A 24,279-nucleotide genomic window follows, 5' to 3' on the forward strand; every position below is an offset into this window, starting at 1 on the left:
CAGCACCTCAAGGAGCACCATGGACACCCTCACCGTCTCGGCCACCGCCAACGGACTCAACTACCTCCCCGAGTACGTCGCCGACGTCGGCGGCCTGTTCGCCGAGCGCGGCCTCGCCGTCACCGCCACCGCCTGCGACCCCTGGACCGGCGTCCTCGACGACCTCGACTCCGGCGCCGCCGACCTCGCCCTCGGCGGGCTCTGGGTCCCCGGGATGTACGCCGGGACGAGCCGGGAGCTGACCGTCGTCGGCCAGCTCAACCACCGCTTCCCGATGACGATCGTGGCCCGCGACGGCTCCGGACCGGTCGGCCTCGACTGGCTGGCCGGCAAGGTCGTCCTCGCCCCGGGCGCCGGCGGCAGCGCGCCGTTCGAGTTCACCGCGGGCCTGATCCGCGAGGCCGGGCTCGACGTCTCCGCCACCCGCTGGGCGCGCGACCTGTCCACGGCGATGATGCTCGAGCTCTACCGCGACGGCCTCGGCGACGCGATCGTGCTCGACCTGCTCTCGGCGAAGGAGCTCGTCGCGGCCGGCGGCGGCCAGATCGTCTTCCGCCACCTCGACGCGGGCGTGATGCCCAACAGCGTCTACTACACCCGCACCGAGCGGGTCGAGGAGCTCGCCGACCGCACCGAGCGCTTCGTCGACGCGATCGAGACGGCGATGCAGAGGATCACGGCGGGCCAGGCCGGCGCCGAGATCGACGCGGTGCTCGCCGCGCGCTGGCCCGACCGCGACCCGGTGCTGCTGCACGAGGCCGCCGACGAGATGGCCGCCGGCGGGGTCTGGGACACGACCGTGATCGACGAGGCCGCCTCCGACCGCTGGATGCGGATCCTCGCGGAGGCCGGGCTCGTCACCCGCGCCCCCTCCCTGGCCGAGCTGACCGGCCGCACGACGGTCGGCGCGCGCTGATGACGCTCGTCCTCGCCTCCGAGCAGATCGCCGGACTGCTCCCCGACGTCGACGTGCTCGGCGCGGTCGAGCAGGTGTTCGCCGACCTCGGCTCCGGGGCGCTGCACCAGGGTGCGCCGACGGCCCTCGCGGGCGAGGACGACGGGCTGATCCTGCCGATGGCGGTCCGCTCCGACGCCCTGGGCCTGGCCGCCGTGAAGCTGATGGCCGACCTGCCCGGCAACGCGGCGCGCGGGCTGCCGACGCAGCGCTCGACGATCCTGGTCACCTCCCTGCTCACCGGGGAGTGCGTGGCCGTCCTGGACGGAGCGCTGATCACCCGGGCTCGCACCGCCGCCGCCTCCGCGGTCGCCACCCGGCACCTCGCCCGGGCGGACAGCCGGGTGCTCGGGCTGATCGGCGCCGGCAACCTCGCCGTTGCGCACGTCCGCGCGCTGCAGGCGGTGCGCGACCTGGATGAGATCGTGGTCTGGTCGCGGTCGGACGCGACGCTCGACCGGTTCGAGGAGGCGGTGGGGCGCCCCGTGACCCGCGCCGCGGATCCGCGGGCCGTCGCCGAGAGATCCGACGTGCTCTGCACGCTGACGCCGTCGGTCGAGCCGATCGTGCGCGGGGCCTGGCTGCACGCCGGCCAGCACGTGAACGCCGTGGGCGCCCGTCCGCGGCCGGAGCATCGCGAGCTCGACTCGGCGGCGATGGCGATCGGCACGCTCGTCGTCGACAGCGCGGCCACCGCGCGGGCGAAGTCCGGCGACCTCGTCCTCGCGATCGCGGAGGGCGCCCTCGACGCCGCGGCCGGGCTGCTCGAGCTCGGCGACGTCGTGGCCGGCACCGCTCCCGGCCGCACGCGCGACGACGAGATCACCGTCTTCGACTCCGTCGGCCTCGCCGCGCAGGACCTCGCCGTCGCCGCCGCGCTGATCGACCTGGCGCGGCTGCGGGACGCGGGCAGCGCTGTCCGGCTGTCCGGCGTCCCCGCGGCGGCGGGCCGCTGATGCGCATCGCCGTCGTCAACTGCAACACGACCGAGTCGATGACCGAGACGGCCGCCGCCCGCGCCCGGCTCGCCGTCGGGCCGGGCACCGAGATCGTCGCGATCACGCCGAGCTGGGGCGTCGCCTCGGCCGAGGGCTGGTACGACAGCTTCCTCAGCGCCGCCGCCGTCCTGCACACCCTGGAGCGGCTGCCGGCCGGCATCGACGGCGTCGTGATGGCCGGCTTCGGCGAGCACGGCCGCGAGGGCGCGCGCGAGCTGCTCGACGTCCCCGTCGTCGACATCACGGAGGCGTCCGCGCACCTCGCGATGCTGCTCGGCCGCCGCTACGGGGTGGTCACCACGGTCCGCCGCGCGGTCGGCCAGATCGAGGACAGCCTCACCACCGCGGGCCTGATCGCGCACTGCGCCGCGATCGAGGACACCGGGCTCGGCGTGCTCGAGCTGGAGGAGGATCCGCAGGCCACCCTCGACGCCTTCGTCGCCGCCGGCGAGCGCGCGATCGCCCGCGGCGCCGAGGTGATCTGCCTCGGCTGCGCGGGCATGGCGGGACTCGAGGAGCACGTCGGCGCGCGGCTGCCCGTGCCGGTCGTCGACGGGGTCGCCGCGGCGGCGGCGCTCGTCGAGACCCTCGTCCGCCAGCGGCTCGGCACCAGCCGGATCGACAGCTACGCCCGGCCGCTGCCGAAGGAGCGCAGCTGGCCCGGCGGCTGAGCGCCTCCGGACGGCGAGCGCACCGGGTCGGCCGAGCGTGTTGAATGGTCGCACCGGCGTCGCGAGGAGGACCGTCATGACACTCGCCAGCACCGAGGAGTCGCTCGCCAGCCAGACCTACCGGACGCTGCGCCGGCAGATCATCCTCGGCCAGCACCCGCAGGGGTCGCGGCTCGTCGAGGCCTCACTGGCCGCCGAGCTGCACGTCTCTCGGCTGCCGGTGCGCGAGGCCGTGCCGCAGCTGGCCAACGAGGGCTTCGTGCGGATGCTGCCCCGTCGCTCCACCCGCGTCGCGCAGTGGAGCGTCGAGGACGTGGTCGAGCTCTTCGACGTCCGGCTGAGCCTCGAGACGCTCGCTGCGCGCCTCGCCGCGCAGGCCGTCGCCCGCGGCGCCTCCCTCGCTCCGCTGCTCGACGCGATCGACGCCGAGCACCGCGCCCTCGACAGCGAGGACTGGCTGGAGGTCGCCGAGACCTCGACCGTCGTGCACGAGGCGATCGTCGAGGTGGCCGGCAGCGCGCTCCTCTCCTCGCTGATGCGCGCCGTGACCGGCCGGATGACCTGGCTGTTCTACCTGACCAGCGCCCGCGACCAGCGCCAGCAGTCCGACGAGCACCACGGCCTGCTCGACGCGATCCGCGCGGGCAACGACCGCCTCGCCGAGTCGATCGCCTTCACCCACATCGAGAAGGGCCGCGCGCCGTCGCTCGCGATGATCGGCGGGTAGTGATGTCCGCGGCGCGGCGGCCGCGCGCTCAGTGGCGCAGCGTGTGGCTCGGCAGCTCCTGGAAGCGGGTCTGGTAGGCGCTCGCGAAGCGGCCGAGGTTGCCGAAGCCCCAGTCGCGGGCCACGGCGGCGACGGTCGTCGAGCAGGGGTCGCCCTCGACGAGGTCGTGGTGGGCGCGGTCGAGGCGGACGTCGCGGAGGTAGACCGACGGCGAGACGCCGAGGTGGCGCTGGGTGGCCTGCTGCAGGGTGCGGGTGTGCAGGCCGGCGGCGCGGGCGGCGTCGGCCGGGGTGATCGGCTCGTGCGCGTGGTGCTGCAGGAAGTCCAGGGCGACGCGGGTGCGCGAGGCGGAGGGGCGGCGCAGCACGGCGGGGACGTCCCAGGCGCGCCACGGGAAGAGCAGCAGCAGCGCGCGGGCCAGGTTGAGCTCGGCGGTGAAGCGCACCAGCGGCGCGATCGCGGCGCTGGCGAGCGCGGCCGTCGCGTCGGTCACGGCGGTCCGCCAGCGGGCGAGGACGCCGGGGTCGGCGTCGGCCTCGTGGTCGAAGGAGACGGGCTGGCGGGGGCCGGAGTGCGACTCGGTCGCCACGTCCTCGAGGAAGCCGGGCGCGAAGTGCACGAGGTTCTGCCGGTGCGGCTGGTAGGCCAGGCCGAACTGGCGCTCGGCGGGCAGCAGGAACGGTGCCGACGCGGCGCCGGTGCGGGTGAAGGGCCGCAGGTTGAGCTGGCCGCCGCCGGCGCGGAACCAGCCGACGACGTACTCGCGCAGGTGCGCGATCTCGCCGGTCAGCGCGCCGGCGCAGTCGGAGGTGCGGAGGGTGACGCGCTCGCTCCCGCGGTAGGCGTAGCGGAAGGAGAAGCCGCGCGAGCCCGGCTCCACGCGGAACGAGCCGCCGCCGTAGGCCTCGGCGTAGACGGCCGACGCTTCGGCGGGGTCGGCTCCGGCGGCCTCGAAGCGGCGCTCGGCACCGGCGGAGGCGTCGCTGACCGGGGCGAACGGGCTGCCCATCGTGAAGGTGGAGCCGCTCGGCGCCCGGGTGGGGCGGGCCGGGGTGCGGGGGGCCTGGGTGTCGCGGGCCTGGGTGTCGCGGGCCGGGGTGCGCGAGGCCTGGGCGGGAACGGGGGTGTGCTCCATCGGTGCAGGGGAGGCGTGCATGGTCGGGCTTCTCTCGGGGTCTGGGAGATCAGGGGCGGACGGGGGTGGGCCTCGGCTCTCTACAGATACAGACGGGTCGACGGCCGGAAACGTCACGGATCCGGGGCGTGCTCGCAATCCGGCCAGCGGATTCGGCCGGGACGGTGGAGGCTGGTAGGCATTCGGAGCAGAGACCGCCGAGAGCGCGCGCAGGCGCGGATCGACGGCGGACCGGCGGGAGGTGGCGATCGTGGAGACGGCGCAGCCCGACGACCCGCGCGACGACGATCCGCATGACGACGATCCGCGTGCCTCCGACGCGCAGGCCGCCGACCCGAAGGCGCCCGACGACCCGCTGCTGCGCGCCTCGGATGCGACGCTGGCCGCCCGGGCCGTCGACGGCGACATCGCCGCGTTCGAGCAGCTGGCCCGGCGCCACGGCGCGCTGATGCGGGTGTACGCCGCGAAGCTGCTCGGCTCCGAGGCGGAGTCGGACGACGTGGTGCAGGAGGCGTTCCTCACCGGCTGGCGCCGCCTCGGCGACCTCGACAGCCCCGCGCACATCCGCAACTGGCTGATGCGGATCGTCTCGCACAAGGCGATCGACCGGATCCGCGTCCGGCGCCGCCACGACGACATCGACGACTGGGACCCGCCGGCGCCCGCCGAGAGCTCGCCCGAGCGGATCGTCGAGGCGCGGCTCCAGCTGGACGCCGTCTGGGAGGCACTGGACCGATTGCCTCCCGATCAGCGACGCTGTTGGCTGCTCCGCGAGACCGCCGGCTACAGCTACCAGGAGATCGCCGACGCTCTCGAACTCCCCGTCTCGACGGTCCGCGGCCTGCTCGCCCGAGCCCGCCGCTTCCTGCTCCACGAACTGGAGGCATGGCGATGACCACCGACGACATGCCCACCGCCGAGCCGGACGACAACGCCGTGCCGGTCGACGCCGTGCCCGAGAACGCCGCGCCCGACGACGACCTCGACGGCCACACGCTGGAGGAGCTCGGCGAGTACCTCGACCGCGGGCGCACCCCGGTCGATCCCTCCATCGAGGGCTCCGCGGCCTGCCGCCTGGCGCTCGCGAACCTCACCCGCCTGAACGAGCTGTCGGCGAGCGCGCTGCGCCGCCGCGCCGACGAGGAGCCGGACCGCGACGAGGTCTGGATCGCCGGGCTGCTCGACGCGATCCGGTCCGAGGTGCGCTCCGGGCGCGACGTGCCGATCCGCCACCCCGACCCGACGCTGCGGCTCGCCCTCACCGAGGCGGCCGTGCGCGGGATGATCCGGCGCGCGGGCGACACCATGGGCGGCGTCATCATGGGCCGCTGCACCCTCGACGGCGACGTCGGGACCCCGGGCGCGGTGATCCGGGTCGACGTCACCTTCGCGCTCGAGTTCGGGATCCCCGTCGCGACGGTCGCGGACCGCCTGCGCGAGCGGATCCGCTACGCCCTCGAGCGGCACACCGAGCTCGTCGTCGGTGCGATCGACGTGACCGTGGACGACGTGTACCCGAGCAGGGAGGACCAGCCGTGACCGACAGCACTGCGACCGACAGCACCGGGACCGACAGCACCGGGACCGACGACAGCGCTCTCGACGACAGCGCCCGGGACGACACGGCCCGCGACGACCCCGCCAACGACGACACCGCGCTCTCGCAGCGCCTCACCGCGGCGATCCGCGACTCCGAGGGGGTCACCGGCGTCTATCCGGCCCAGCCGATCCTCGAGGCGGCCGCCGATGCGCTGGCCGTGAAGCTCGCCCTGCGGCAGCCGGACGTGCTGGTCGACATCGACCGCTCGGACGGCTTCACCACGGTGAGCGCGCACATCGCGGCGACCGCGGCGCTGCCCGCGCCCGAGACCCTGCGCGCGGTCGGCGAGGAGCTGCGGCGCCTGCTCGACGCCGAGCCGTCGGTGACGGGCCCGCTCGCCGTGAACGTGAAGGTCCGCCTGATCGAGGACTCGGGCCGCGCCGCGGAGTGACGCGGATCAGGCGTCGATCGTGCGCTGCGCGCCGGGGTCGGGGCTCGCCACCGCGTCGGCCGACCCCTCGTCGGTCACCGTCACGTCGGTCGCTCCCACGTCGCTCGACGCGAGGCTGATCCGGCGCGGCTTCGCCTTCGCGGCGATCGGGATGCGCAGCGTCAGCACGCCCGCCGTGTAGTCGGCGTGCACGCTCTCGGTGTCGAGGGAGTCGCCGAGGACGAGCTGGCGGCTGAAGACGCCCCACTGCCGCTCGGCGGCGACGGGGTCGGCGCCCTCGGGGAGGTGGCCGGTGCGCTCGGCGCGCACGGTCAGCACGTTCCTCTCGACATCGATGTCGATCCGCTCGGGCCGGACGCCGGGCAGGTCGAGCTCGACGACGAAGTCGTCGCCCTCGCGCCAGGCGTCCAGGGGCATCACGGTCGGTCGGGCGGCCGTGCCGAAGACCTGCCGGCTGAAGCGGTCGAGGTCGCGGAACGGGTCCTGCTGCAGAAGCATGATGGTCTCCTCACGTGTTCTGAAATGCCTCGCCACCGGGCTTTTCGCCGGTGACACACAAGTATTTACAACGGCGGGAGCGTCATCGCAAGGGCGTCTCAGCGAACCTCGAGGAAACCCCGCCGGGCGGGCTGACCGGGGTCGCGGGCGTACACAAGCAAGGCTGAACGCCCCGAATCGGAGCGAAACCGCCGGATTCGGAGCATCCAGCCTTCTTTGTGCACCGGATGCGCGGGAGACGCGAGGATCAGCGCCGCCAGGCGGGCCAGCCGGGGTCGTGACCGGGCCAGACCTCGACGCCGGGCTCCGCCGCGAGGTCGGCGAGGCGCTCGATCGAGCGCTGGGCCGCCTCGGCGTCGCCAGAACGCGCCGTCCATCCGCAGGCGGTGCGCTCGTCGAGGTTGCGGCGGAGGTCCGCCGCGTCGCAGGCGAGCACGATCGAGCGGTCGGCGAGGTCGATCCGGAACGACTGGTGGCCGGGGGTGTGCCCGCGGGTGTCGAGCGCGGTGACGCCGGGGGCCAGCTCGGTCTCGCCGTCGAGGAGCACCACCCGGACGTCGGCGTCGAGAAGGTCGGCCGGGACGACGGTCTCGCGGCGGCCGAGGCCCTCGCCGAGCCACTCCCACTCGCGCCGCTGCAGGGCGACCGGGGTGCCGGCCGGAGCGAGGCGCAGCCCGCCGGTGTGGTCGAGGTGCAGGTGCGAGAGGGCGACGAGGGCGAGGTCCTCCCAGCGCAGGCCGGCCGCCGCGACCTGCTCGGCGAGCGCGTCGCCCGGCGGGACGACGGCGGTGTAGCTCTCGTAGTCGTAGTGCGCGGCGCGCTGGGCGGGGTCGCGGACGCGGTCGAGGTGGAATCCGCCGTCGATCAGGATCCAGGAGTCGCCGAGGTCGATCGCGGCGCCGGTGACCGGCTCGAGCAGGAAGCGCGCCGGGTCGCCGCCGCGGAGCGAGATCGACTCCGCGATCGGCTCGTGGCCGAGTACGAGCGGGACGAGGCGGCGGGGGCGGCCGAGCGGAAGGCCGGTCGGCCAGTCGTCGGCGATCACGGGAACCTCCTGCAGCTCTTCGGATTGGATCCAATATAGTTGTGAATGAATCCACGACCATCCTTCCGCACGAGACGAGGGCTCGCATGACCGGCGCCATCCCGATCAACATCCCGATCACCACCGAGATGCTCCACTGGGGCCGTCGGCCGACCTACGAGATGGTCGAGCAGATCGTCGACGGGTACCCCTCCGACGTCTCGCGCTGGCTGATCGGCGCGCACACCGGCACGCACGTCGACGCGCCGTCGCACTTCGTGCCGGGCGGCGCGACCGTCGACGAGATCGCGCTGGAGAGCGTGGTCGGACCGGTGCGGGTGCTCGATCTGCGGCACGTCGCGGAGGAGATCACGGACGAGGACCTCGTCGCGGCCGGTGCCGAGGGGGCCGTGCGCGTGCTGTTCCGCACGCGCAACTCGACCGACGCGCTGACCCGCGCGGTGAAGTCGAAGACCTGGGTCGGGCTGGCGCCGAGCGGTGCGCGCTGGCTGGTCGAGCACGGCGTGCTCTTCGCGGGCCTGGACTACATGACGATGGAGGCGCCCGCGCACACCGAGGAGTGGCCGACGCACGTGATCCTCTGCGGCGCCGGCGTCGTGATCCTCGAGAACGCGGACCTCGCGCAGGTCGAGCCCGGCGACTACCTGATGGTCTGCCAGCCCGTCGCCTTCGAGGGCCGCGAGGCCGCCCCCGCCCCGACGGTCCTGCTCCCCCTCCCGTGACCCCCTCCCCGCGAGATGCCACTTATGAGCGCGACACGCCGTGGAAAGCGCTCACAAGTGGCATCTCGCGGAGGGAGGCAGACTCGCGGCAGAACCCAGACTCGCGGCGGGAGGCGGACTCGCGGCGGGGGTCAGACTCCTGCGGGCTCCAGGGCTCCCTGCTGCTCGCGGTCGAGCTCGGTGCGGACCGAGCGCTCGCCGGCGAGCTCGCGCGGGGTGCGCGGGGCCAGGAGGCCGACCACGATGAAGGTGCCGAAGCCGATCGCGGCGGCGACGAGGGTGGCGTAGCCGTCGAAGCCGGCGCCGATCAGGTCGTTCGGGACGTAGAGGATGTCGTTCGGCACGCCGTAGAGCGTCGGGGTGAGCGCCAGGAAGACCAGGCGGACGACCAGGCCGACGCCCGCGGCGGTGAGCGCGGCGACGACTCCGGGGCGCTTCCAGAAGACGCCGAGCAGGAACGGCGCGGCGAGGCAGGCGAGCATGATGTCGAACGCGAGCGTCAGCAGGATGCCGGTCTGGCTGACCCGGATCGCGAGGAACGAGCCGAGGATCACGATCGGCACCATGGCGACGCGGGTCCAGCGCAGCAGCGGGTCCGGTCCGCTGCCGGAGTGGCGGCGGACCGAGAGCACGTTGCGGACGACGATCGCCGAGGTGGCGAGAATGGCGCCGGACGCGGTCGAGAACGACGCGGCGACGACTCCGGAGAGCACCAGGATCGCGATGACCGGCGGCGCGTAGTCGTCGAGCAGCGTGAACAGCACCGGGCCGTCGGCGGCCGAGAGGCCCAGGACGGCGGTCGCGCTGAGGGCGACGATCGCGAAGATCGAGCCGATCGCCGCGGTGCCGACGGCGGCGGCGTAGCAGGCGCGGCGGGCGACCTCGGGCGACTTGGCGCCGAAGATCCGCTGCATGAAGTCGATCGCGACGAGGTCGCCGATGCCGAGGGCGACGAGGGTGGCCCAGTTGACGGGGGCGCCCATCGCCGGGTCGGTGAGCTGCTCGAAGTCGAACGGCCCCATGCCCTCGGGGATGACGATGCCGTAGGCGAGCGCGACCCAGACCAGCAGCGAGACCGCCGCGACGACCGTGATCACGGTCTGGATGGCTGCGGTGTACGCGTCGGAGAAGAGGCCGCCGGCGATCGTGTAGCTGAGCACCAGCGCGACCGAGAGGACGACGCCCCAGGCGTACGGGATGCCGGCGAAGCGCTCGAGGAGGAAGCCGCAGGCGACCAGGTTGCCGGCCAGCAGGATCGTGAAGGAGAAGACCATGATCACCGAGGCGACGACCTCGGTGGTGCGGTCGTAGCGCATCCGGAAGAAGTCGGCGAGGGTGAAGAGCTTCATCGCGTTCATCGGCTTGGCGAGGAAGAGACCCGTGATCAGGAGGCAGATCGCCAGGCCGATCGCGAGCGAGGCACCCGCCCAGAAGCCGAACTGCGAGGTGAGGTCGGTGTTGCCGACGGTGGCGTTCGAGTCGACCGCGGCGGCCGTGAGGCTGACGGCGACGAGCGGGATGCCGAGGCGGCGCCCGGCGACGAGGTAGTTGGCGCTGTCGCCGTCGATCTTGCGGGCGACCGCGATGCCGACGGCGAGGATCACCACGACGGTGATCCCCACTCCGAGGATGATCATGCGTGCTCCGAGCTGCTGGGTGGTGCGGCGGGGTGTTTCTATCGGTTGATAGACACGGATCCTGCCGCGCGCTCGGTCGCGGTTCTTTTCGGGCGTGGGTCGATCCTGTTAACTCCGGCGCGCGTCGACCTCGGCCACACCTCGAAAGTTGCGGTAGTCGACGCCGAGTACCGCAACTTCTGGAGGATGGGCGGGGGCTCGGGGCGTGCGGCGGGCGGGGCGTCAGCGCAGGTGGGCGAGCAGGGCCGGGCCCGCGGCGAGCGCTTCGGCGACGGCGGGGCGCGGGAGGTCGAGGACGCGGAGGGCGGCGAGGGCGACCGCCTCCGCGGAGGGGCCGGGCTCGGCGGGCTGCCGGCGGCGCTGGAGGATGACGTTCTCGACGAGGGCGAGCACGAGGGAGGCTCCGGTCGCGGGGTCGGCGGCGCCGCAGGCCGCGACGAGGGTGCGGTACGCCGTCTCCAGCTCGGAGCGGCGCTCGCGGAACACGGCGAAGCGCTCGTCGCCGAGCTCGGGCAGCAGGTAGAGCGCGCCGACGTTGTGCTCGCCGGCCGCGAGCAGGCGGGCGTCGGAGACGCAGAGCGCCCAGAGGCGCGCGGCCGGCGGCTCGTCGCGGGTGAGGAGCACCGCGGCGGCGTCGAGCGAGGGCTGCACCGTGCCGAGCAGCAGCTCGAGGAGCACCGCGTGCTTGCCGCCGAAGTGGTGGTAGAGCGACGCCTGGCGGATGCCGGCCGCCGCGGCGATGGCGTGCGTGCTGGTGCCGCCGAACCCCTCCGTGCAGAAGAGCGCCGCGCTCGCCGCGAGGATGTCGGCTCGCGTGCCCAGCCCGGTGAGCGACGCCCCGGAGGCGCGCGGCCGTCCGGGGGGTGCGCTCGACATGCGCTCGACCGTAGCAGCGCTCCCGACCCGCGCCGATTCTCCAAAAGTTGCGGTAGTGGGGCGCGACTACCGCAACTTTTGAGGAGTGGGCGGGTGGCGACGGCGTGGGGCGGGCGCGGGCGGCGGTGCGGGCGGGCGCGAGCGGGCGCCGAAACACGATCGCAACGTCGGGGTCACAGCGGCGACACGGGGGCGCGGTTGACTTCCTGTCGAGCGATAGAAACCCCGGCAGCGACCGGACCAGCAGACGGAGCAGGCGCAGTATGACGACATCAGGCACCTCGACCACGGCGGGTGCGCGCGAGCACGCCCGCGCCCAGGAGGCGGCGGCGGCGAGCACACGCCCCGACGCGCCGGAGGGCGTCGCCCCGGCGGATCTGCACTGGTCCGAGCGGATCGAGGGCGGCGGCTACGGCCACCGCGTCCTCGCCCGCGGCACGCGCCTCCGCCTGACCGACGTCACCGGCGACGCCTGCGTCTCGCTCCTGGTCTACAACGCGCTGGAGCCGCACGAGCGGCTGAACGTCGCGGACACCGTCAAGGTGCAGTGGCAGGTCTACGCCGGCGCCGGCCAGCTGCTGCTCAGCGACCAGGGGCGCGTGCTCGCGAGCGTCGTCGCCGACGACTCGGGCCGCCACGACACGATCTACGGCACGACCGCGCTGGCGCGGAACGTCGAGCGCTACGGCGACGGCTCGCCGCAGGGCCCGTCGCCGGCCGGGCGCGAGCTGCTGCTGCTCGGCGCGGCCAAGCACGGGCTGGGGCGGCGCGATCTGCCGCCGAGCGTCTCGTACTTCCAGGGGGTGCGGATCCGCGAGGACGGCAGTCCGGAGTGGCTCGGCGGCGCCGGGCCCGGCCGCTCGGTGACGCTGCGGCTGGAGATGCCGGCGATCGTCCTGCTGGCGAACACCGCGCATCCGCTCGACCCGCGGCCGGAGTTCACGGTCGGCGCGGTCGACGTGCACGCCTGGGCGGGCGAGCCGGCGAGCGCCGACGAGCGCGCCGCCACTCCGGAGGGCCGCCGCGCCTTCCTGCAGACCGACGAGTACCTGAGCGCGAGGGGCATCGCATGAGCACCGACACGAGCACGAGCACGAGCAGCTACGGCACCGAGACCCACCGCGAGACCGTCGCCGCCCGCGCCCCCTGGTCGCGCCTCCTGAAGCGCGGCGAGCACCTGACCATCGTCGACGTCGACGGCAACCAGGCCGTCGACTTCCTCGCCTACGACGCGGAGGACCGCACCGCCTACTCCGCCGCCGCGACCCTGCAGGCGCAGGAGACGGTGTACCTGGTCACCGGCTCGGTGCTCCGCGACGCCGAGCACCGCCCGCTGCTCACCGTCGTGGCGACCGACGTCGAGCGCCACGACACCCTCGGCGGCGCCTGCTCGAAGGAGAGCAACGCGCTCCGCTACGGCTTCCACACCACGGCGCAGCACGCCTGTGCGGAGAACTTCGTCGCCGAGCTCTCCCGGCACGGGATGGGCAAGCGCGACCAGGTCTCGAACGTGAACTGGTTCATGAACGTGCCGGTGGACCCGGACGGCGCGCTCGGGATCGTCGACGGCATCTCCTCCCCCGGCCTCAGCGTCGTGCTGCGGGCCGAGCGGGACACCCTCGTCGTCGTCTCGAACTGCCCGCAGATCAACAACCCGTGCAACGGCTTCGACCCGTCTCGCGCCGAGATGATCGTGCACAGCGGCGAGAACGCGGGAACGGGCACCGCATGACCTTCGACACCCTCCTCGTCGCCAACCGCGGCGAGATCGCGGTCCGCATCCTCCGCACCGCGAAGGCGATGGGCCTGCGCACGGTCGCGGTTTACTCCGACGCCGATCTCGGCGCCGCGCACGTCGCGCTCGCCGACGAGGCGGTGCGGCTCGGCCCGGCGCCCGCGGCCGACAGCTACCTGCGGATCGATCGGATCCTCGCGGCCGCCGCGCAGACCGGCGCCGGCGCGATCCACCCGGGCTACGGCTTCCTCAGCGAGAACGCCGAGTTCGCGCGCGCCTGCGCGGCGGCCGGCATCGTCTTCGTCGGCCCCACTCCCGAGCAGCTGGAGGTGTTCGGCGCCAAGCACACCGCGCGCGACGCCGCCGAGCGCGCGGGCGTGCCGCTGCTGGCCGGCACCGGGCTGCTCGACGACGCCGACCACGCGGCCCGCGAGGCCGCCCGGATCGGCTACCCGGTGATGCTCAAGGCGACGGCGGGCGGCGGCGGCATCGGCATGCGCGCCTGCCGCGACGAGGCCGAGCTGCGCGCCGCCTGGCGCGAGGTGCGGCGCCTGGCCGAGGCCGGCTTCTCCTCCGCCGGCGTGTTCCTCGAGCGGCTGGTCGAGCGCGCCCGGCACGTCGAGGTGCAGGTCTTCGGCGACGGCGCCGGCCGCGTCGTCTCGCTCGGCGACCGCGACTGCTCGCTCCAGCGCCGCAACCAGAAGGTGGTCGAGGAGAGCCCCGCCCCGGATCTGCCGGACGCCGTGCGCGAGCGCATCGCGGAGGCGTCGCGCCGGCTCTGCGCCGAGGCCGGCTACCGCAGCGCGGGCACGGTCGAGTACATCTACGACCCGGTCCGGCAGGAGGCGGCGTTCCTCGAGGTGAACACCCGCCTCCAGGTCGAGCACCCGGTGACGGAGTCGCGCTACGGCATCGACCTGGTCGAGTGGATGCTGCGGCTCGCGCAGGGCGAGACCGGCTTCCTCGACTCGGTCCCGGAGCCGAGCGGCGCGGCCGTCGAGGCGCGGGTCTACGCGGAGAACCCGGACCTCGGCAACGCGCCGAGCTCGGGCACCATCACCGGGCTGCAGTTCCCCGACGACGTCCGCGTCGACGGCTGGATCCGCCCCGGAAGCGAGGTGTCCACCTCCTACGACCCGCTGCTCGCGAAGGTCATCGTGAGCGGCGCGACCCGCGAGGAGGCCTGGGCCGCGCTCGGACGGGCGCTCGCCGCCACCCACGTCGACGGCATCGCGACCAACGTCGGACTGCTGCGGGCCATCGCCGCCGAGCCCTCGGTGCTCGCGGCCGGGCACTCCACCGCGACCCTCGACGACCTGCGCGACGCGAGCCCGCGGGTCGAGGTGCTGAAGGGCGGGATGCTGACCACCGTGCAGGACGCGACCGGGCGCCTGGGCTACTGGCCGGTCGGCGTGCCGCCGTCGGGGCCGATGGATCCGCTGTCGTTCCGCCTCGGCAACACCGCGCTCGGCAACCCCGAGGACGCGCCGGGACTCGAGATCACGATGAGCGGGCCGACCCTCCGCTTCCACACCGCCACCCGCGTGGTGCTGACCGGGGCACCCGCGCCGGCGACGCTCGACGGCGCGCCGATCGCGCCGTGGGAGCCGGTCGCGGTGCCGGCCGGCGGCGTGCTCGCGATCGGCACGGCCGAGAGCGGCATGCGGCTGTACCTGCTGGTCGAGGGTGGGTTCGACATCCCCCTCGTGCTCGGCTCGGCCAGCACCTTCGACCTCGGCGCGATCGGCGGGCACGCGGGGCGCGCGCTCGCCCCGGGCGACGTGCTCGGGCTGCGGACGCCGAGCGTCCCGAACACCGTGGCGGTCGTACCGGCGGCGGAGCGCCCCGCGTTCCCGCACGCCTGGACGCTCGCCGCGCTCGAGGGACCGCACGCCGCTCCGGAGTTCTTCACCGAGGACGACATGGCGGTCTTCTACGCCACCGACTGGGAGGTGCACTTCAACTCGGCGCGCACCGGCGTCCGCCTGCTCGGCCCGAAGCCGCACTGGGCGCGCGAGGACGGCGGCGAGGCCGGGCTGCACCCCTCCAACATCCACGACACCCCGTACGCGGTCGGCGCCGTCGACTACACCGGCGACCTGCCGATCCTGCTCGGACCCGACGGCCCGAGTCTCGGCGGCTTCACCTGCCCGGCGAGCGTCGCGACCGGCCACCTCTGGCGGCTCGGGCAGCTCCGCCCCGGCGACACCGTGCGCTTCGTGCCGGTCACCGCGGCGCAGGCGACCGGGCTGCTCGACGCTCCGCTCGACGAGCCCGCGGCCGGCCGCACGGCGGTCGACGACCAGGGCGTGCTGCACCGCCGGCCCGCGCACGACGGCGATCCGTCGCTGGTGCTGCGCCGCAGCGGCGACGCGAACCTGCTCGTCGAGATCGGCGAGATGACTCTGGACCTCGCCTCGCGGATGCGCGTGCACGCGATCGCCGAGACACTGGAGAAGGCGGCGCTGCCGGGCGTGATCGAGCTGACCCCGGGCATCCGCTCGCTGCAGGTGCACTTCGACCCGCGGACCACCTCGACCGACGCGGTCGCCGAGGCGGTGCTCGCGGCCGAGGCGCTGCTGCCCGCGACCGCCGACTTGCGCGTGCCGAGCCGCACCGTGCACCTGCCGCTGGCCTGGGACGACCCGTCGACGCGCGAGGCGATCCGCCGCTACATGGCGGGCGTCCGCGACGACGCGCCCTGGTGCCCGTGGAACATCGAGTTCATCCGCCGGATCAACGGCCTGGACAGCGTCGACGAGGTCTACCGCACGGTGTTCGAGGCGGAGTACCTGGTGCTCGGGCTCGGCGACGTCTACCTCGGCGCGCCGGTCGCGACTCCGCTCGACCCGCGGCACCGGCTGGTGACCACCAAGTACAACCCGGCGCGCACCTGGACCCCGCAGAACGCCGTCGGCATCGGCGGCGCCTACCTCTGCATCTACGGGATGGAGGGGCCGGGCGGCTACCAGTTCGTCGGCCGCACGGTGCCGATCTGGTCGACGCACCACCAGGCCGGAGCGTTCGAGACCGGCGTGCCGTGGCTGCTGCGCTTCTTCGACCGCATCCGCTGGTATCCGGTGGAGCCGGACGAGCTGCTCGAGCTGCGCTCCGAGATGGCCGCGGGGCGGCTGCCGCTGCGGATCGAGGAGGGCGAGTTCGGGCTCGCCGAGTACCAGGAGTTCCTCGCGGAGAACGCGGAGTCGATCGCGGACTTCCGCGCGGTGCAGGCCGGGGCGTTCGGCGCCGAGCGCGCCGCCTGGGAGGCGTCCGGCGAGTTCGACCGCGTGGAGGCGGTGCCCGCGCCGCCCGCGTCCTCGGCCGTGGAGATCCCGGACGGCTGCGAGGGCGTCGAGGCGCCGTTCGTGGCGACGGTGTTCCGCATCGACGTGGCCGTCGGCGAGACGGTCGCGGCCGGGCAGACGCTGGTCGCCCTCGAGGCGATGAAGATGGAGGCGCCCGTGACGGCCCCGGCGGCCGGGCGCGTGGTCGCCGTGGTCGCCGAGGTCGGGGCGCACGTGGCCGCGGGCACGGTGCTCGTGGTGCTGGAGACGAGGGCCGAGCAGGCCGAGGAAGAGGACGCAGCATGATGGACGACCCCGCGCTTCAGGACCCCGCGGCGCACGTCGCCGAGCGCTACCGGCGGCTCGCCGCCCGGCCCGAGGCGTTCGTCGCCCTGCGGCCCGAGGCCGAGGTGGCGGCCGAGCTGGCCGCCGTCGATCCGGCGCTCCCGCTCGCCGGGCTGCTGTTCGCGGTGAAGGGCAACATCGACGTCGCCGGGCTGGAGACGACAGCGGCCTGCCCGGCGTTCGCGTACGCGCCAGCCGAGGACGCGACCGTCGTGGCGCGGCTGCGGGCGGCCGGGGCCGTGGTGCTCGGCTCGGCCAACCTCGACCAGTTCGCGACGGGCCTCGTCGGCACCCGCTCGCCGTACGGCGCGGTGCGGCACGCGGTGGACCCGTCGCGGATCTCGGGCGGCTCGTCCTCCGGCTCCGCGGTCGCGGTGGCGCTCGGCGGCGCCGACTTCGCGCTCGGGACGGACACCGCGGGCTCCGGCCGGGTGCCGGCCGCGTTCCACGGGCTGGTCGGGCTGAAGCCGACCAAGGGCTGGGTCAGCGCCGCCGGCGTGGTGCCGGCCTGCCGGAGCCTGGACGTGGTGACGGTGATGGCGGCGGATCCGGCGATCGCCCGGCGCGCGCTCGACGTCATGGCCGGGCCGGACTCGCGCGATCCGCTCAGCCGCAGCGGAGTCGCCGAGCCGTTCGCCTCGACGGCGCGGATCGGCGTCCCGCGGCCCGGGCAGCTCGGCGAGCTGGCTGACGGCTGGGCCGAGGCGTTCGACGCCGAGGTCGCCCGCTGGGCCGAGGCGGGCGCGACGCTGGTCGAGCTCGACATCGAGGTGTTCCTCGAAACCGCGCGGATGCTCTACGACGGCGCCTTCGTGGCCGAGCGCTACGCGGCGGTCGGCGCGTTCGTCGACGCGCACCCGGACGAGGTGGATCCGGTGGTCGGCGGCATCGTCTCGCGGTCGCGGGAGCTGCCGGCCTGGAAGCTCTTCCAGGACCAGGAGCGGCTCGACCGCGCGCGGGTCGCCTCGGACGCCGTGTTCGAGCGGATCGACGCGCTGCTGCTGCCGACGACGACCGAGCACCCGACGCTCGCGGCCGTCGCCGCCGACCCGATCGGCGTCAACTCGCGGCTCGGGCGCTTCACCAACTTCGCGAACCTGCTCGATCTGGCGGCCGTCGCCTACCCCGCGGGGGTCGTCGACGGACTGCCGTTCGGCGTGCAGCTGATCGGCCCCGCCTTCTCCGACCACCAGCTCGCCGATCTCGTCTGGAGCCGCTCATGAGCACCGCTACCGCGACCACCGCCCTCCTCGCCGTCGCCGGCGCGCACCTGCGCGACCAGCCGCTGCACCACCAGCTCGCGGATCGCGACGCGGAGTTCGTCGAGGCGACGACCACGAGCGCCGACTACCGGCTCTACGCGCTGTCGACCGTGCCGCCGAAGCCCGGCGTCGTGCGGGTCGCCGAGGGCGGCGCGGCGCTCGAGGTCGAGGTGTACCGGCTGACGGAGGCCGCGTTCGGCTCCTTCGTCGCGGCGCTCCCCCAGCCGATGGCCATCGGCTCGGTGTCGCTCGCCGACGGCTCGCTCGTCAGCGGCTTCCTCGTCGAGCCGATCGCCCTCGCCGGCGCGGACGACATCACCGCCTTCGGCGGCTGGCGCGCGTACCTGGCGCGCTGACGGACGGCCTTTCATGGTGGTCGAGTAGCCCCGCCAGGGGCGTATCGAGACCCGCCGTCACCAGCAGGGCGGGTCTGCAGACTCAGGTGCAGACGGTGGTGGATCTCGATACGCCCGCTCCGCGGGCTACTCGATCAGCATGAAGGCGCGCATCGGCACGCTCGGGCTAGATCGTCGGGAGGAGGATCTCGCGGACGAGGGCGTCGAGACGGGCGTCGGCGTCGAGGAATTGGCGGAGGGTGCGGCGGGTGGCGCCGAACGAGCCGAACTCGTCGACGGTCATGCCGTCCTCGAAGTAGGCGCGGCGGAACTCGGGGAGCTCGAGCAGCGCGGACAGGATCTCGGCGGGGACCGGGACGTCGATCTGCGCCGGGTCGACCTCGATGCGGTTCTCGTGGATCAGCAGCTGCCACTCGAACGGCGGCGAGACGACGAGGTCGCCGCCCACCAGCTCCGACCACTGCAGGTGGTTGCGGAACGCGGCGGAGAGGATGCGCGAGCGGTAGCCGCGCTTCCGGAAGATCCGGTACGCCTCCTTGAGCGCCGCGACACCCGCCCAGTCCAGGTGTCCGGGCTGCACGAGGCGGCGGTCGGCCGCCACCGACGCCTTGATCCAGTCGTCGAGGCGCCCGCCCATGATGGTGACGACGGAGCCGAACTCGTGGTCCGGCAGCCCCTCGGCCTCGCGGCGGTCGAAGCCGCGCTCGATCGCCTCGGCGACGGCCACGGCCTGCGCGACCGTGAACGACACGGTCGCGTTGATGCTGACGCCGCGGTAGGTCGCCTCCTCGATCGCGCGGATGCCGATCGCGGTCGCGGGGATCTTCACGATGATGTTCTCGGCCAGCTCCGAGAAGTGCACGGCCTGCGCGACGAGCGCGTCGGCGTCGCGGTGCAGCCGCGGGTCGGTCTGCACCGAGAGGCGCCCGTCCCGTCCGCCGCTCGCGCGGAACGCGGGCAGCAGCAGCTCGGCCGCCTCGATCGACATCTGCTCGATGGCCAGCCAGCCGAGCTCGCTCTCGCCCGCGGTGGGGTGCTGTTCGGCGAGCGCCGCGATCCGCGGGCCCCACACGTCGAGGTGCTTCTCGATCGTGGTGAGCGCGATCACCGGGTTGCAGGTCGCGCCGACCGCGCCGAACGCGATCGACCGGCCGAGCTCCTCGAGGTCCGCGGAGTCGTTCCAGAGGCTGGTCGCCGTCGCGGCGCCGGCCCGCAGCGGCTCGTACGGGGCGGTCGCTGCGTCGGCGGTCACGGTGGCGCTCATGGTCTTCTCCAGGGGATGGGGCGCATCGGCGCCGGTGGCGGTGGTGCTCATTCTAGGCGGATTCTGTGCAAATGTCCTGACATTAGTGCAGCGCTTTCCCGCCGGCGCTCAGCCCAGCAACGGCTTCTGCGCCGCCCGCTGCCGCGTGTACTCCTCGAACGCCCGCCGCGTGCTCGGCAGCTCGGACACCTCGGCGACGGGCACGTCCCACCAGCCCTCGCCGCTCGGCGCGTAGAGCAGCGGGTCGCTGTTGATGTGGATGAGGGTCGTGCGGTCGGACGCCTTCGCGGCGGCCATCGCGGCGCGCAGGTCGTCGATCGAGGACCCGCTCGGCGCGACCTCGATCACGTCGACGCCGTAGCTGCGCGCGTTCGCGGCGAGGTCGACGGGGATGACGCTCTCGTCGAGCCCGCGGTACTGCGTGCCGAAGCGATCGGAGCCGACGGTCTCGGAGAGGTGCCCGATCGAGGCGTAGCCGTGGTTCTGGATCAGCACCACGATGATCTTCAGTCCCTCGGCCACCGCGGTCACCAGCTCGGTGTGCAGCATCAGGTAGGAGCCGTCGCCGACCATCACGACGACGTCGCGGTCCGACCCCGACGCCTCCGCCCCGCGCTTGACGCCGAGGCCGCCGGCGATCTCGTAACCCATGCAGGAGAAGGCGTACTCGACGTGGTAGCCGAGGCTGTCGCGCACCCGCCACAGCTTGTGCAGGTCGCCGGGCAGCGAGCCGGCCGCCTGCACGATCACGTCCTCGGGGTCGGTCGCGGACTGCACCGCGCCGATGATCTCGGCCTGGCCGGGCAGCGCGAGCCCGGAGGGGGCGAACGCGGCGTCGACCGCGGCGTCCCACTCCGCCTTCTCGCGGCGGAGGCGCTCGGCGTACTCCTCGGAGACGTGGAACCGGCTCAGCTGCTCGCGCAGCGCCTCCAGCGTCTCGCGGGCGTCGGCGATGATCGGCAGCCGGCTGCCGTGCTTGTAGGCGTCGAACGCGGCGACGTTGACGTTCACGAACACGACGCCGTCGTTCTGGAAGACGGTGCGGCTCGCGGTGGTGAAGTCGCTGTAGCGCGTGCCGATGCCGATGACGACGTCGGCGTCGGCCGCGAGGCGGTTCGCGGCGGTGGAGCCGGTGGCGCCGATCCCGCCGAGGTACTGCGGGTGGTCCCAGGCGAGGGCGCCGCCGCCGGCCTGGGTGGTGGCGACGGGGACGCCGGTGGCCTCGGCGAACGCGCGCAGCGCCTCCTCGGCGCCGGAGTAGATCACGCCGCCGCCGGCGACGACGATCGGGTTCCGGGCGGCGGCGATCGCCGCGACCGCGCGCTCGAGCGGTCCGCGCTCCGGGACCGGACGGCGCAGGTGCCACTCGCGCTCCTCGAGGAAGGCGACGGGGACGTCGAGCACCTCGGCCTGGACGTCCTCGGGCAGGGCGATGGTGACCGCGCCGGTCTCGGCCGGGTCGGTCAGCACGCGCAGCGCGGCGAGGGCGATCGAGTAGAGCTGCTCGGGCCGCTGCACGCGGTCGAAGAAGCGCGAGAGCGGCCGGAAGGCGTCGTTCACGGTGATGCCGATGTCGTGCGGCAGCTCGAGCTGCTGCAGGACGGGGTCCGCGACGCGGGTCGCGAAGGTGTCGCTGGGCAGCAGCAGCGCCGGGAGCCGGTTCGCGGTCGCGAGGGCGGCACCGGTGAGCATGTTGGCGGCGCCCGGGCCGACGGAGGCGGCGCTGGCGTAGGTGCCGAGCCGGCGGTGCATGCGGGCGTAGCCGACGGCCTGGTGCACCATCGCCTGCTCGTTGCGGGCCTGGTGGTACGGCATCAGGGTCGGGTCGAGGGCGTTCGACTGCGCGAGCGCCTGGCCGATCCCGGCGACGTTGCCGTGCCCGAAGATGCCGAACATCCCCGGGATCGTGCGCTCGCGGTGGTCGCCGTCCACGGTCCACTGCCGGGCGAGGAACTCGACGAGCGCCTGGCTCACGGTCATCCGCTGGGTCTTGTCGGCCATCAGTGCTGTCCTCCGGTGGTGCTGGGTGTGCTGTCGGGCGTGTACGGGAGTCGGGGGTCGATGGCCTGGTCGTCCCAGGTGCTGCGGATCCAGCCGTGCGCCGGGTGGTCGCTGATCAGCCAGGCGCGCTCCTCGCCCGGGCCGGCCATCACGTTGAGGTAGTAGAGGTCGTAGCCCGGCGCCGCGACGGCGGGGCCGTGGTAGCCGAACGGGACGAGGGCGATGTCGCCGGTGCGCACGGTCGCGTCGATCGCGATCTCGCCGGCGGGCGAGGTCGAGGTGCTGAACATCCCGAACGGCTCGGCGCCCGCGGGCGCCTCGACGCCGCGGCTGACGGCGGTCTCGAAGTAGTAGATCTCCTCGAGCCGCGACTCGTGCCCGGGGACGTCCTCGTCGTGCTTGTGCGCGGGGTAGCTCGACCAGTTCTCGGCCGGAGTGATCACCTCGCAGACGATGAAGCGGTCGGCCTCGAGTGCGCTCGGGGTGCCGAAGTTGTGCACCTGCCGGCTGGAGCGGCCGGCGCCGCGCAGCTCGACGGGGACCTCGGCGCGCGGGACGTAGCGGCTCGGGTGCGCGGTCGCGGCGGGCGCCTCCGCGATCGCGACGCGACCCTCCCCCGACACCGTCGCGGAGGAGAGCGTCGAGAGGTAGAGCACGTCGCTGGGGCCGTCGAAGACCGAGGCCCGGCCCGCCAGGACGGTGGTCTCGGCGGGGCCGCCGGCCTCGTGCCGGACGGTGAAGGAGCCGGAGAGCGGGACGACGAGGCGCTCGACGCCCGCCGCGGGGAGCGCGAGCTCGTCGCCGGGGCCCAGGTCCGCGACGCGGAGGCCCGTGTGCCGCCAGCCGGGCAGGCCGGCGTCGACGACGGACTCCCAGCTGTCGCGGGCGAGCGCACCCCGCGGGAACAGCCACTCGTTGTGCGTGGTCATCTCGGGCCTTCCGTCGTGTCTCTGTGCGGGGGTACTGGCGGGGCGGGTCTCGATGCGCCGCTGCGCGGCTACTCGACCAGCATGTGAGCCCGATGCGTCTGCACAAGGGTGGAGCGCAACCGGTGAATCGCGTGCCAGCGATTCGACGTGCGCGGACGCAGGACGCTCTGCGGGACGCTCCCCCTTCGCGAAGCCGACCGCGGCCGAACGACGACGAAGGAGGAGCGAGGCACAACGGCTCAGTTCTGGGGGAAACCCAGGTTGATGCCGCCGTGCGAGGGGTCCAGCCAGCGCGAGGTGATCGCCTTCTGCTGCGTGAAGAACCGCACGCCCTCCGCGCCGTGGGCCTTGGTATCGCCGAACAGCGACGACTTCCAGCCGCCGAACGAGAACGTCGCCACCGGCACCGGGATCGGCACGTTGATGCCGATCATGCCGACCTGGACCTCGTTCTGGAAGCGGCGGGCCGCCCCGCCGTCGTTGGTGAAGATCGCGGTGCCGTTGCCGAACGCACCGTTGTTGATGAGCTCGACGCCCTCCTCGTAGGTGGCCACGCGGACGATGGACAGCACGGGGCCGAAGATCTCCTCGGTGTAGGCGCGGGAGGTGGTGGGGACCTTGTCGAGCAGTGTCGGGCCGAGCCAGAAGCCGTTCGGGTCGCCGTCGACCTCGATGCCGCGGCCGTCGATGACGACCTCGGCGCCGTCCTGCTCGGCGATCGCGATGTAGGAGGCGACCTTGTCGCGGTGGACCTCGGTGACCAGGGGTCCCATGTCGCAGCCACGGCGGCCGTCGCCGATGCGCAGCTGCGACGCGCGCTCCTGGATCTTCCCGATCAGCTCGTCCGCCACGGGCTCGACCGCGACGACGACCGAGATCGCCATGCAGCGCTCCCCCGCCGAGCCGAAGCCCGCGTTGATCGCCGAGTCGGCGACCAGGTCGAGGTCCGCGTCCGGCAGCACCAGCATGTGGTTCTTCGCCCCGCCGAGGGCCTGCACGCGCTTGCCGTGCTTCGTCCCGGTCTCGTAGACGTACTGCGCGATCGGCGTGGAGCCGACGAAGGAGATCGAGCGGACGTCGGGCGAGGTCAGCAGCCCGTCGACGGCCTGCTTGTCGCCGTTGAGCACGGTGAAGACGCCGTCGGGCAGGCCGGCCTCCTTCCACAGCTTCGCGAGCCAGATCGCCGCGGTCGGGTCCTTCTCGCTGGGCTTGAGGATGACGGTGTTGCCGGCCGCGATCGCGATCGGGAAGAACCACATCGGCACCATCGCCGGGAAGTTGAACGGGGAGATGATCCCGACCACGCCGAGCGGCTGCTTCGTCGAGTACACGTCGACGCCGGTCGAGACCTGCTCCGAGTACTCGCCCTTGAGGTGGTGCGCGAGCCCCGTCGCGAACTCCACGACCTCCTGGCCGCGGGTGATCTCGCCGAGCGCGTCGGAGACGACCTTGCCGTGCTCCGAGGTGATGATCTCGGCCAGCTCGCCCTTCTTCGCCTCCAGCAGCTCGCGGAAGGAGAAGAGGATCTGCTGCCGCTTCGCCAGCGACAGGTCGCGCCAGGCCGGGAACGCGGCCTTCGCGGAGGCGATCGCCGCGGCGATCTCGGCCTCGTCGGCCAGCGCCACCTCCTTGGTCGCGACGCCCAGCGCGGGGTCGAAGACCGGCGCGGTGCGGCCCGAGGCCGAGGGCGACTCGCGCCCGTCGATCCAGTGCGGGACGACGGCGAGCTGGTGCAGCGGGGTGGTTCCGATGGTCTCGGACATGATTCCTGTCTCTGTTCGTGGGAGAGGGGGTTCGTGGGAGAGGGGGTTCGTGGGAGAGGGGGTTCGTGGGAGAGGGGCTTGTCGG

General features: G+C 73.7%; 22 protein-coding genes. 13 read left to right on the top strand and 9 right to left on the bottom strand.

Going from position 1 to position 24,279, the window contains the following annotated elements:
• Nucleotides 1-19 precede the first annotated feature (19 nt).
• The 4 genes from EDF35_RS05495 to EDF35_RS05510 all read left to right on the top strand — a co-directional run bounded on the left by EDF35_RS05495 (nucleotide 20) and on the right by EDF35_RS05510 (nucleotide 3,351).
• Nucleotides 20-916 (top strand): ABC transporter substrate-binding protein, encoded by an 897-nt coding sequence (locus tag EDF35_RS05495; protein ID WP_133960997.1) that lies wholly within the window; start codon nucleotides 20-22, stop codon nucleotides 914-916.
• Nucleotides 916-1,911, top strand: a complete 996-nt coding sequence (locus EDF35_RS05500; RefSeq protein WP_133960998.1) for an ornithine cyclodeaminase family protein — start codon at nucleotides 916-918, stop codon at nucleotides 1,909-1,911. Before EDF35_RS05495 ends, EDF35_RS05500 begins: the two co-directional genes overlap by 1 nt.
• Nucleotides 1,911-2,624: an aspartate/glutamate racemase family protein gene (locus tag EDF35_RS05505; RefSeq protein WP_104226500.1), complete on the top strand. Its 714-nt coding sequence runs from the start codon at nucleotides 1,911-1,913 to the stop codon at nucleotides 2,622-2,624. The genes EDF35_RS05500 and EDF35_RS05505 overlap by 1 nt, the downstream gene beginning before the upstream one ends.
• 76 nt (nucleotides 2,625-2,700) lie before the next feature.
• Nucleotides 2,701-3,351 (top strand): GntR family transcriptional regulator, encoded by a 651-nt coding sequence (locus EDF35_RS05510; protein ID WP_133960999.1) that lies wholly within the window; start codon nucleotides 2,701-2,703, stop codon nucleotides 3,349-3,351.
• Nucleotides 3,352-3,379: 28 nt separating this feature from the next.
• Here EDF35_RS05510 and EDF35_RS05515 read toward each other — a convergent pair whose 3' ends face one another.
• Entirely contained in the window at nucleotides 3,380-4,486 is a 1,107-nt protein-coding gene (locus EDF35_RS05515; RefSeq protein WP_133961000.1) for a helix-turn-helix domain-containing protein, read from the bottom strand.
• A 250-nt stretch (nucleotides 4,487-4,736) separates the two neighbouring features.
• Between EDF35_RS05515 and EDF35_RS05520 the strand changes: the two genes are divergently transcribed.
• Genes EDF35_RS05520 through EDF35_RS05530 form a run of 3 tightly spaced genes read left to right on the top strand, consistent with a single transcriptional unit; the run spans nucleotide 4,737 to nucleotide 6,477 of the window.
• Nucleotides 4,737-5,381 (top strand): RNA polymerase sigma factor, encoded by a 645-nt coding sequence (locus tag EDF35_RS05520; protein ID WP_347876891.1) that lies wholly within the window; start codon nucleotides 4,737-4,739, stop codon nucleotides 5,379-5,381.
• Nucleotides 5,378-6,025, top strand: a complete 648-nt coding sequence (locus EDF35_RS05525) for an Asp23/Gls24 family envelope stress response protein (RefSeq protein ID WP_133961001.1) — start codon at nucleotides 5,378-5,380, stop codon at nucleotides 6,023-6,025. The genes EDF35_RS05520 and EDF35_RS05525 overlap by 4 nt, the downstream gene beginning before the upstream one ends.
• Nucleotides 6,022-6,477: a hypothetical protein gene (locus EDF35_RS05530; protein ID WP_123705854.1), complete on the top strand. Its 456-nt coding sequence runs from the start codon at nucleotides 6,022-6,024 to the stop codon at nucleotides 6,475-6,477. The genes EDF35_RS05525 and EDF35_RS05530 overlap by 4 nt, the downstream gene beginning before the upstream one ends.
• A 6-nt stretch (nucleotides 6,478-6,483) precedes the next feature.
• On the opposite strand, the gene EDF35_RS05535 is transcribed toward EDF35_RS05530, so the two are convergent.
• Nucleotides 6,484-6,975 carry an Hsp20/alpha crystallin family protein gene (locus EDF35_RS05535; RefSeq protein WP_123731648.1) on the bottom strand — a complete coding sequence of 164 codons (492 nt, stop codon included), beginning with the start codon at nucleotides 6,973-6,975 and terminating at the stop codon, nucleotides 6,484-6,486.
• Nucleotides 6,976-7,222: 247 nt separating this feature from the next.
• Nucleotides 7,223-8,020 carry an N-acyl homoserine lactonase family protein gene (locus EDF35_RS05540; protein WP_166674015.1) on the bottom strand — a complete coding sequence of 266 codons (798 nt, stop codon included), beginning with the start codon at nucleotides 8,018-8,020 and terminating at the stop codon, nucleotides 7,223-7,225.
• Between the two features lie 86 nt (nucleotides 8,021-8,106).
• Between EDF35_RS05540 and EDF35_RS05545 the strand changes: the two genes are divergently transcribed.
• The gene (locus EDF35_RS05545; RefSeq protein WP_123705857.1) at nucleotides 8,107-8,742 is read left to right on the top strand and encodes a cyclase family protein; all 636 of its coding nucleotides are present in this window, start codon (nucleotides 8,107-8,109) and stop codon (nucleotides 8,740-8,742) included.
• A gap of 131 nt (nucleotides 8,743-8,873) precedes the next feature.
• Here the strand turns inward: EDF35_RS05545 and EDF35_RS05550 are convergent, their stop codons facing one another.
• Nucleotides 8,874-10,379: a sodium:solute symporter family protein gene (locus EDF35_RS05550; RefSeq protein ID WP_133961003.1), complete on the bottom strand. Its 1,506-nt coding sequence runs from the start codon at nucleotides 10,377-10,379 to the stop codon at nucleotides 8,874-8,876.
• Between the two features lie 222 nt (nucleotides 10,380-10,601).
• Nucleotides 10,602-11,255 carry a TetR/AcrR family transcriptional regulator gene (locus EDF35_RS05555; protein WP_133961004.1) on the bottom strand — a complete coding sequence of 218 codons (654 nt, stop codon included), beginning with the start codon at nucleotides 11,253-11,255 and terminating at the stop codon, nucleotides 10,602-10,604.
• Nucleotides 11,256-11,518: 263 nt separating this feature from the next.
• Here EDF35_RS05555 and EDF35_RS05560 point away from each other — a divergent pair, with 263 nt between their 5' ends.
• From EDF35_RS05560 to EDF35_RS21015, 5 genes are read left to right on the top strand one after another with little or no spacing between them, the layout of a single operon-like run.
• Nucleotides 11,519-12,328: an urea amidolyase associated protein UAAP1 gene (locus EDF35_RS05560; RefSeq protein ID WP_133961005.1), complete on the top strand. Its 810-nt coding sequence runs from the start codon at nucleotides 11,519-11,521 to the stop codon at nucleotides 12,326-12,328.
• The gene (locus EDF35_RS05565) at nucleotides 12,325-12,987 is read left to right on the top strand and encodes an urea amidolyase associated protein UAAP2 (protein WP_133961006.1); all 663 of its coding nucleotides are present in this window, start codon (nucleotides 12,325-12,327) and stop codon (nucleotides 12,985-12,987) included. The genes EDF35_RS05560 and EDF35_RS05565 overlap by 4 nt, the downstream gene beginning before the upstream one ends.
• Nucleotides 12,984-16,580, top strand: coding sequence for an urea carboxylase (gene uca, locus EDF35_RS05570; RefSeq protein ID WP_133961007.1), 3,597 nt, complete (start codon nucleotides 12,984-12,986; stop codon nucleotides 16,578-16,580). Before EDF35_RS05565 ends, uca begins: the two co-directional genes overlap by 4 nt.
• The gene (gene atzF, locus EDF35_RS05575; RefSeq protein ID WP_208323012.1) at nucleotides 16,577-17,842 is read left to right on the top strand and encodes an allophanate hydrolase; all 1,266 of its coding nucleotides are present in this window, start codon (nucleotides 16,577-16,579) and stop codon (nucleotides 17,840-17,842) included. The genes uca and atzF overlap by 4 nt, the downstream gene beginning before the upstream one ends.
• Nucleotides 17,839-18,237 (top strand): hypothetical protein, encoded by a 399-nt coding sequence (locus tag EDF35_RS21015; RefSeq protein WP_208323013.1) that lies wholly within the window; start codon nucleotides 17,839-17,841, stop codon nucleotides 18,235-18,237. The genes atzF and EDF35_RS21015 overlap by 4 nt, the downstream gene beginning before the upstream one ends.
• Before the next feature lie 166 nt (nucleotides 18,238-18,403).
• On the opposite strand, the gene EDF35_RS05580 is transcribed toward EDF35_RS21015, so the two are convergent.
• The 4 genes from EDF35_RS05580 to EDF35_RS05595 all read right to left on the bottom strand — a co-directional run bounded on the left by EDF35_RS05580 (nucleotide 18,404) and on the right by EDF35_RS05595 (nucleotide 24,194).
• Nucleotides 18,404-19,552, bottom strand: a complete 1,149-nt coding sequence (locus tag EDF35_RS05580) for a transaldolase family protein (protein ID WP_243839854.1) — start codon at nucleotides 19,550-19,552, stop codon at nucleotides 18,404-18,406.
• 57 nt (nucleotides 19,553-19,609) lie between these two features.
• Complete coding sequence (iolD, locus tag EDF35_RS05585; RefSeq protein ID WP_133961008.1) at nucleotides 19,610-21,502, bottom strand: 3D-(3,5/4)-trihydroxycyclohexane-1,2-dione acylhydrolase (decyclizing); 1,893 nt, start codon at nucleotides 21,500-21,502, stop codon at nucleotides 19,610-19,612.
• Entirely contained in the window at nucleotides 21,502-22,431 is a 930-nt protein-coding gene (gene iolB / locus EDF35_RS05590; protein ID WP_133961009.1) for a 5-deoxy-glucuronate isomerase, read from the bottom strand. Before iolB ends, iolD begins: the two co-directional genes overlap by 1 nt.
• A gap of 239 nt (nucleotides 22,432-22,670) precedes the next feature.
• Complete coding sequence (locus EDF35_RS05595) at nucleotides 22,671-24,194, bottom strand: CoA-acylating methylmalonate-semialdehyde dehydrogenase (protein WP_133961010.1); 1,524 nt, start codon at nucleotides 24,192-24,194, stop codon at nucleotides 22,671-22,673.
• Nucleotides 24,195-24,279: the final 85 nt, after the last annotated feature.

This window comes from Rathayibacter sp. PhB151, from assembly GCF_004366415.1.
Lineage (GTDB): Bacteria > Actinomycetota > Actinomycetes > Actinomycetales > Microbacteriaceae > Rathayibacter > Rathayibacter festucae.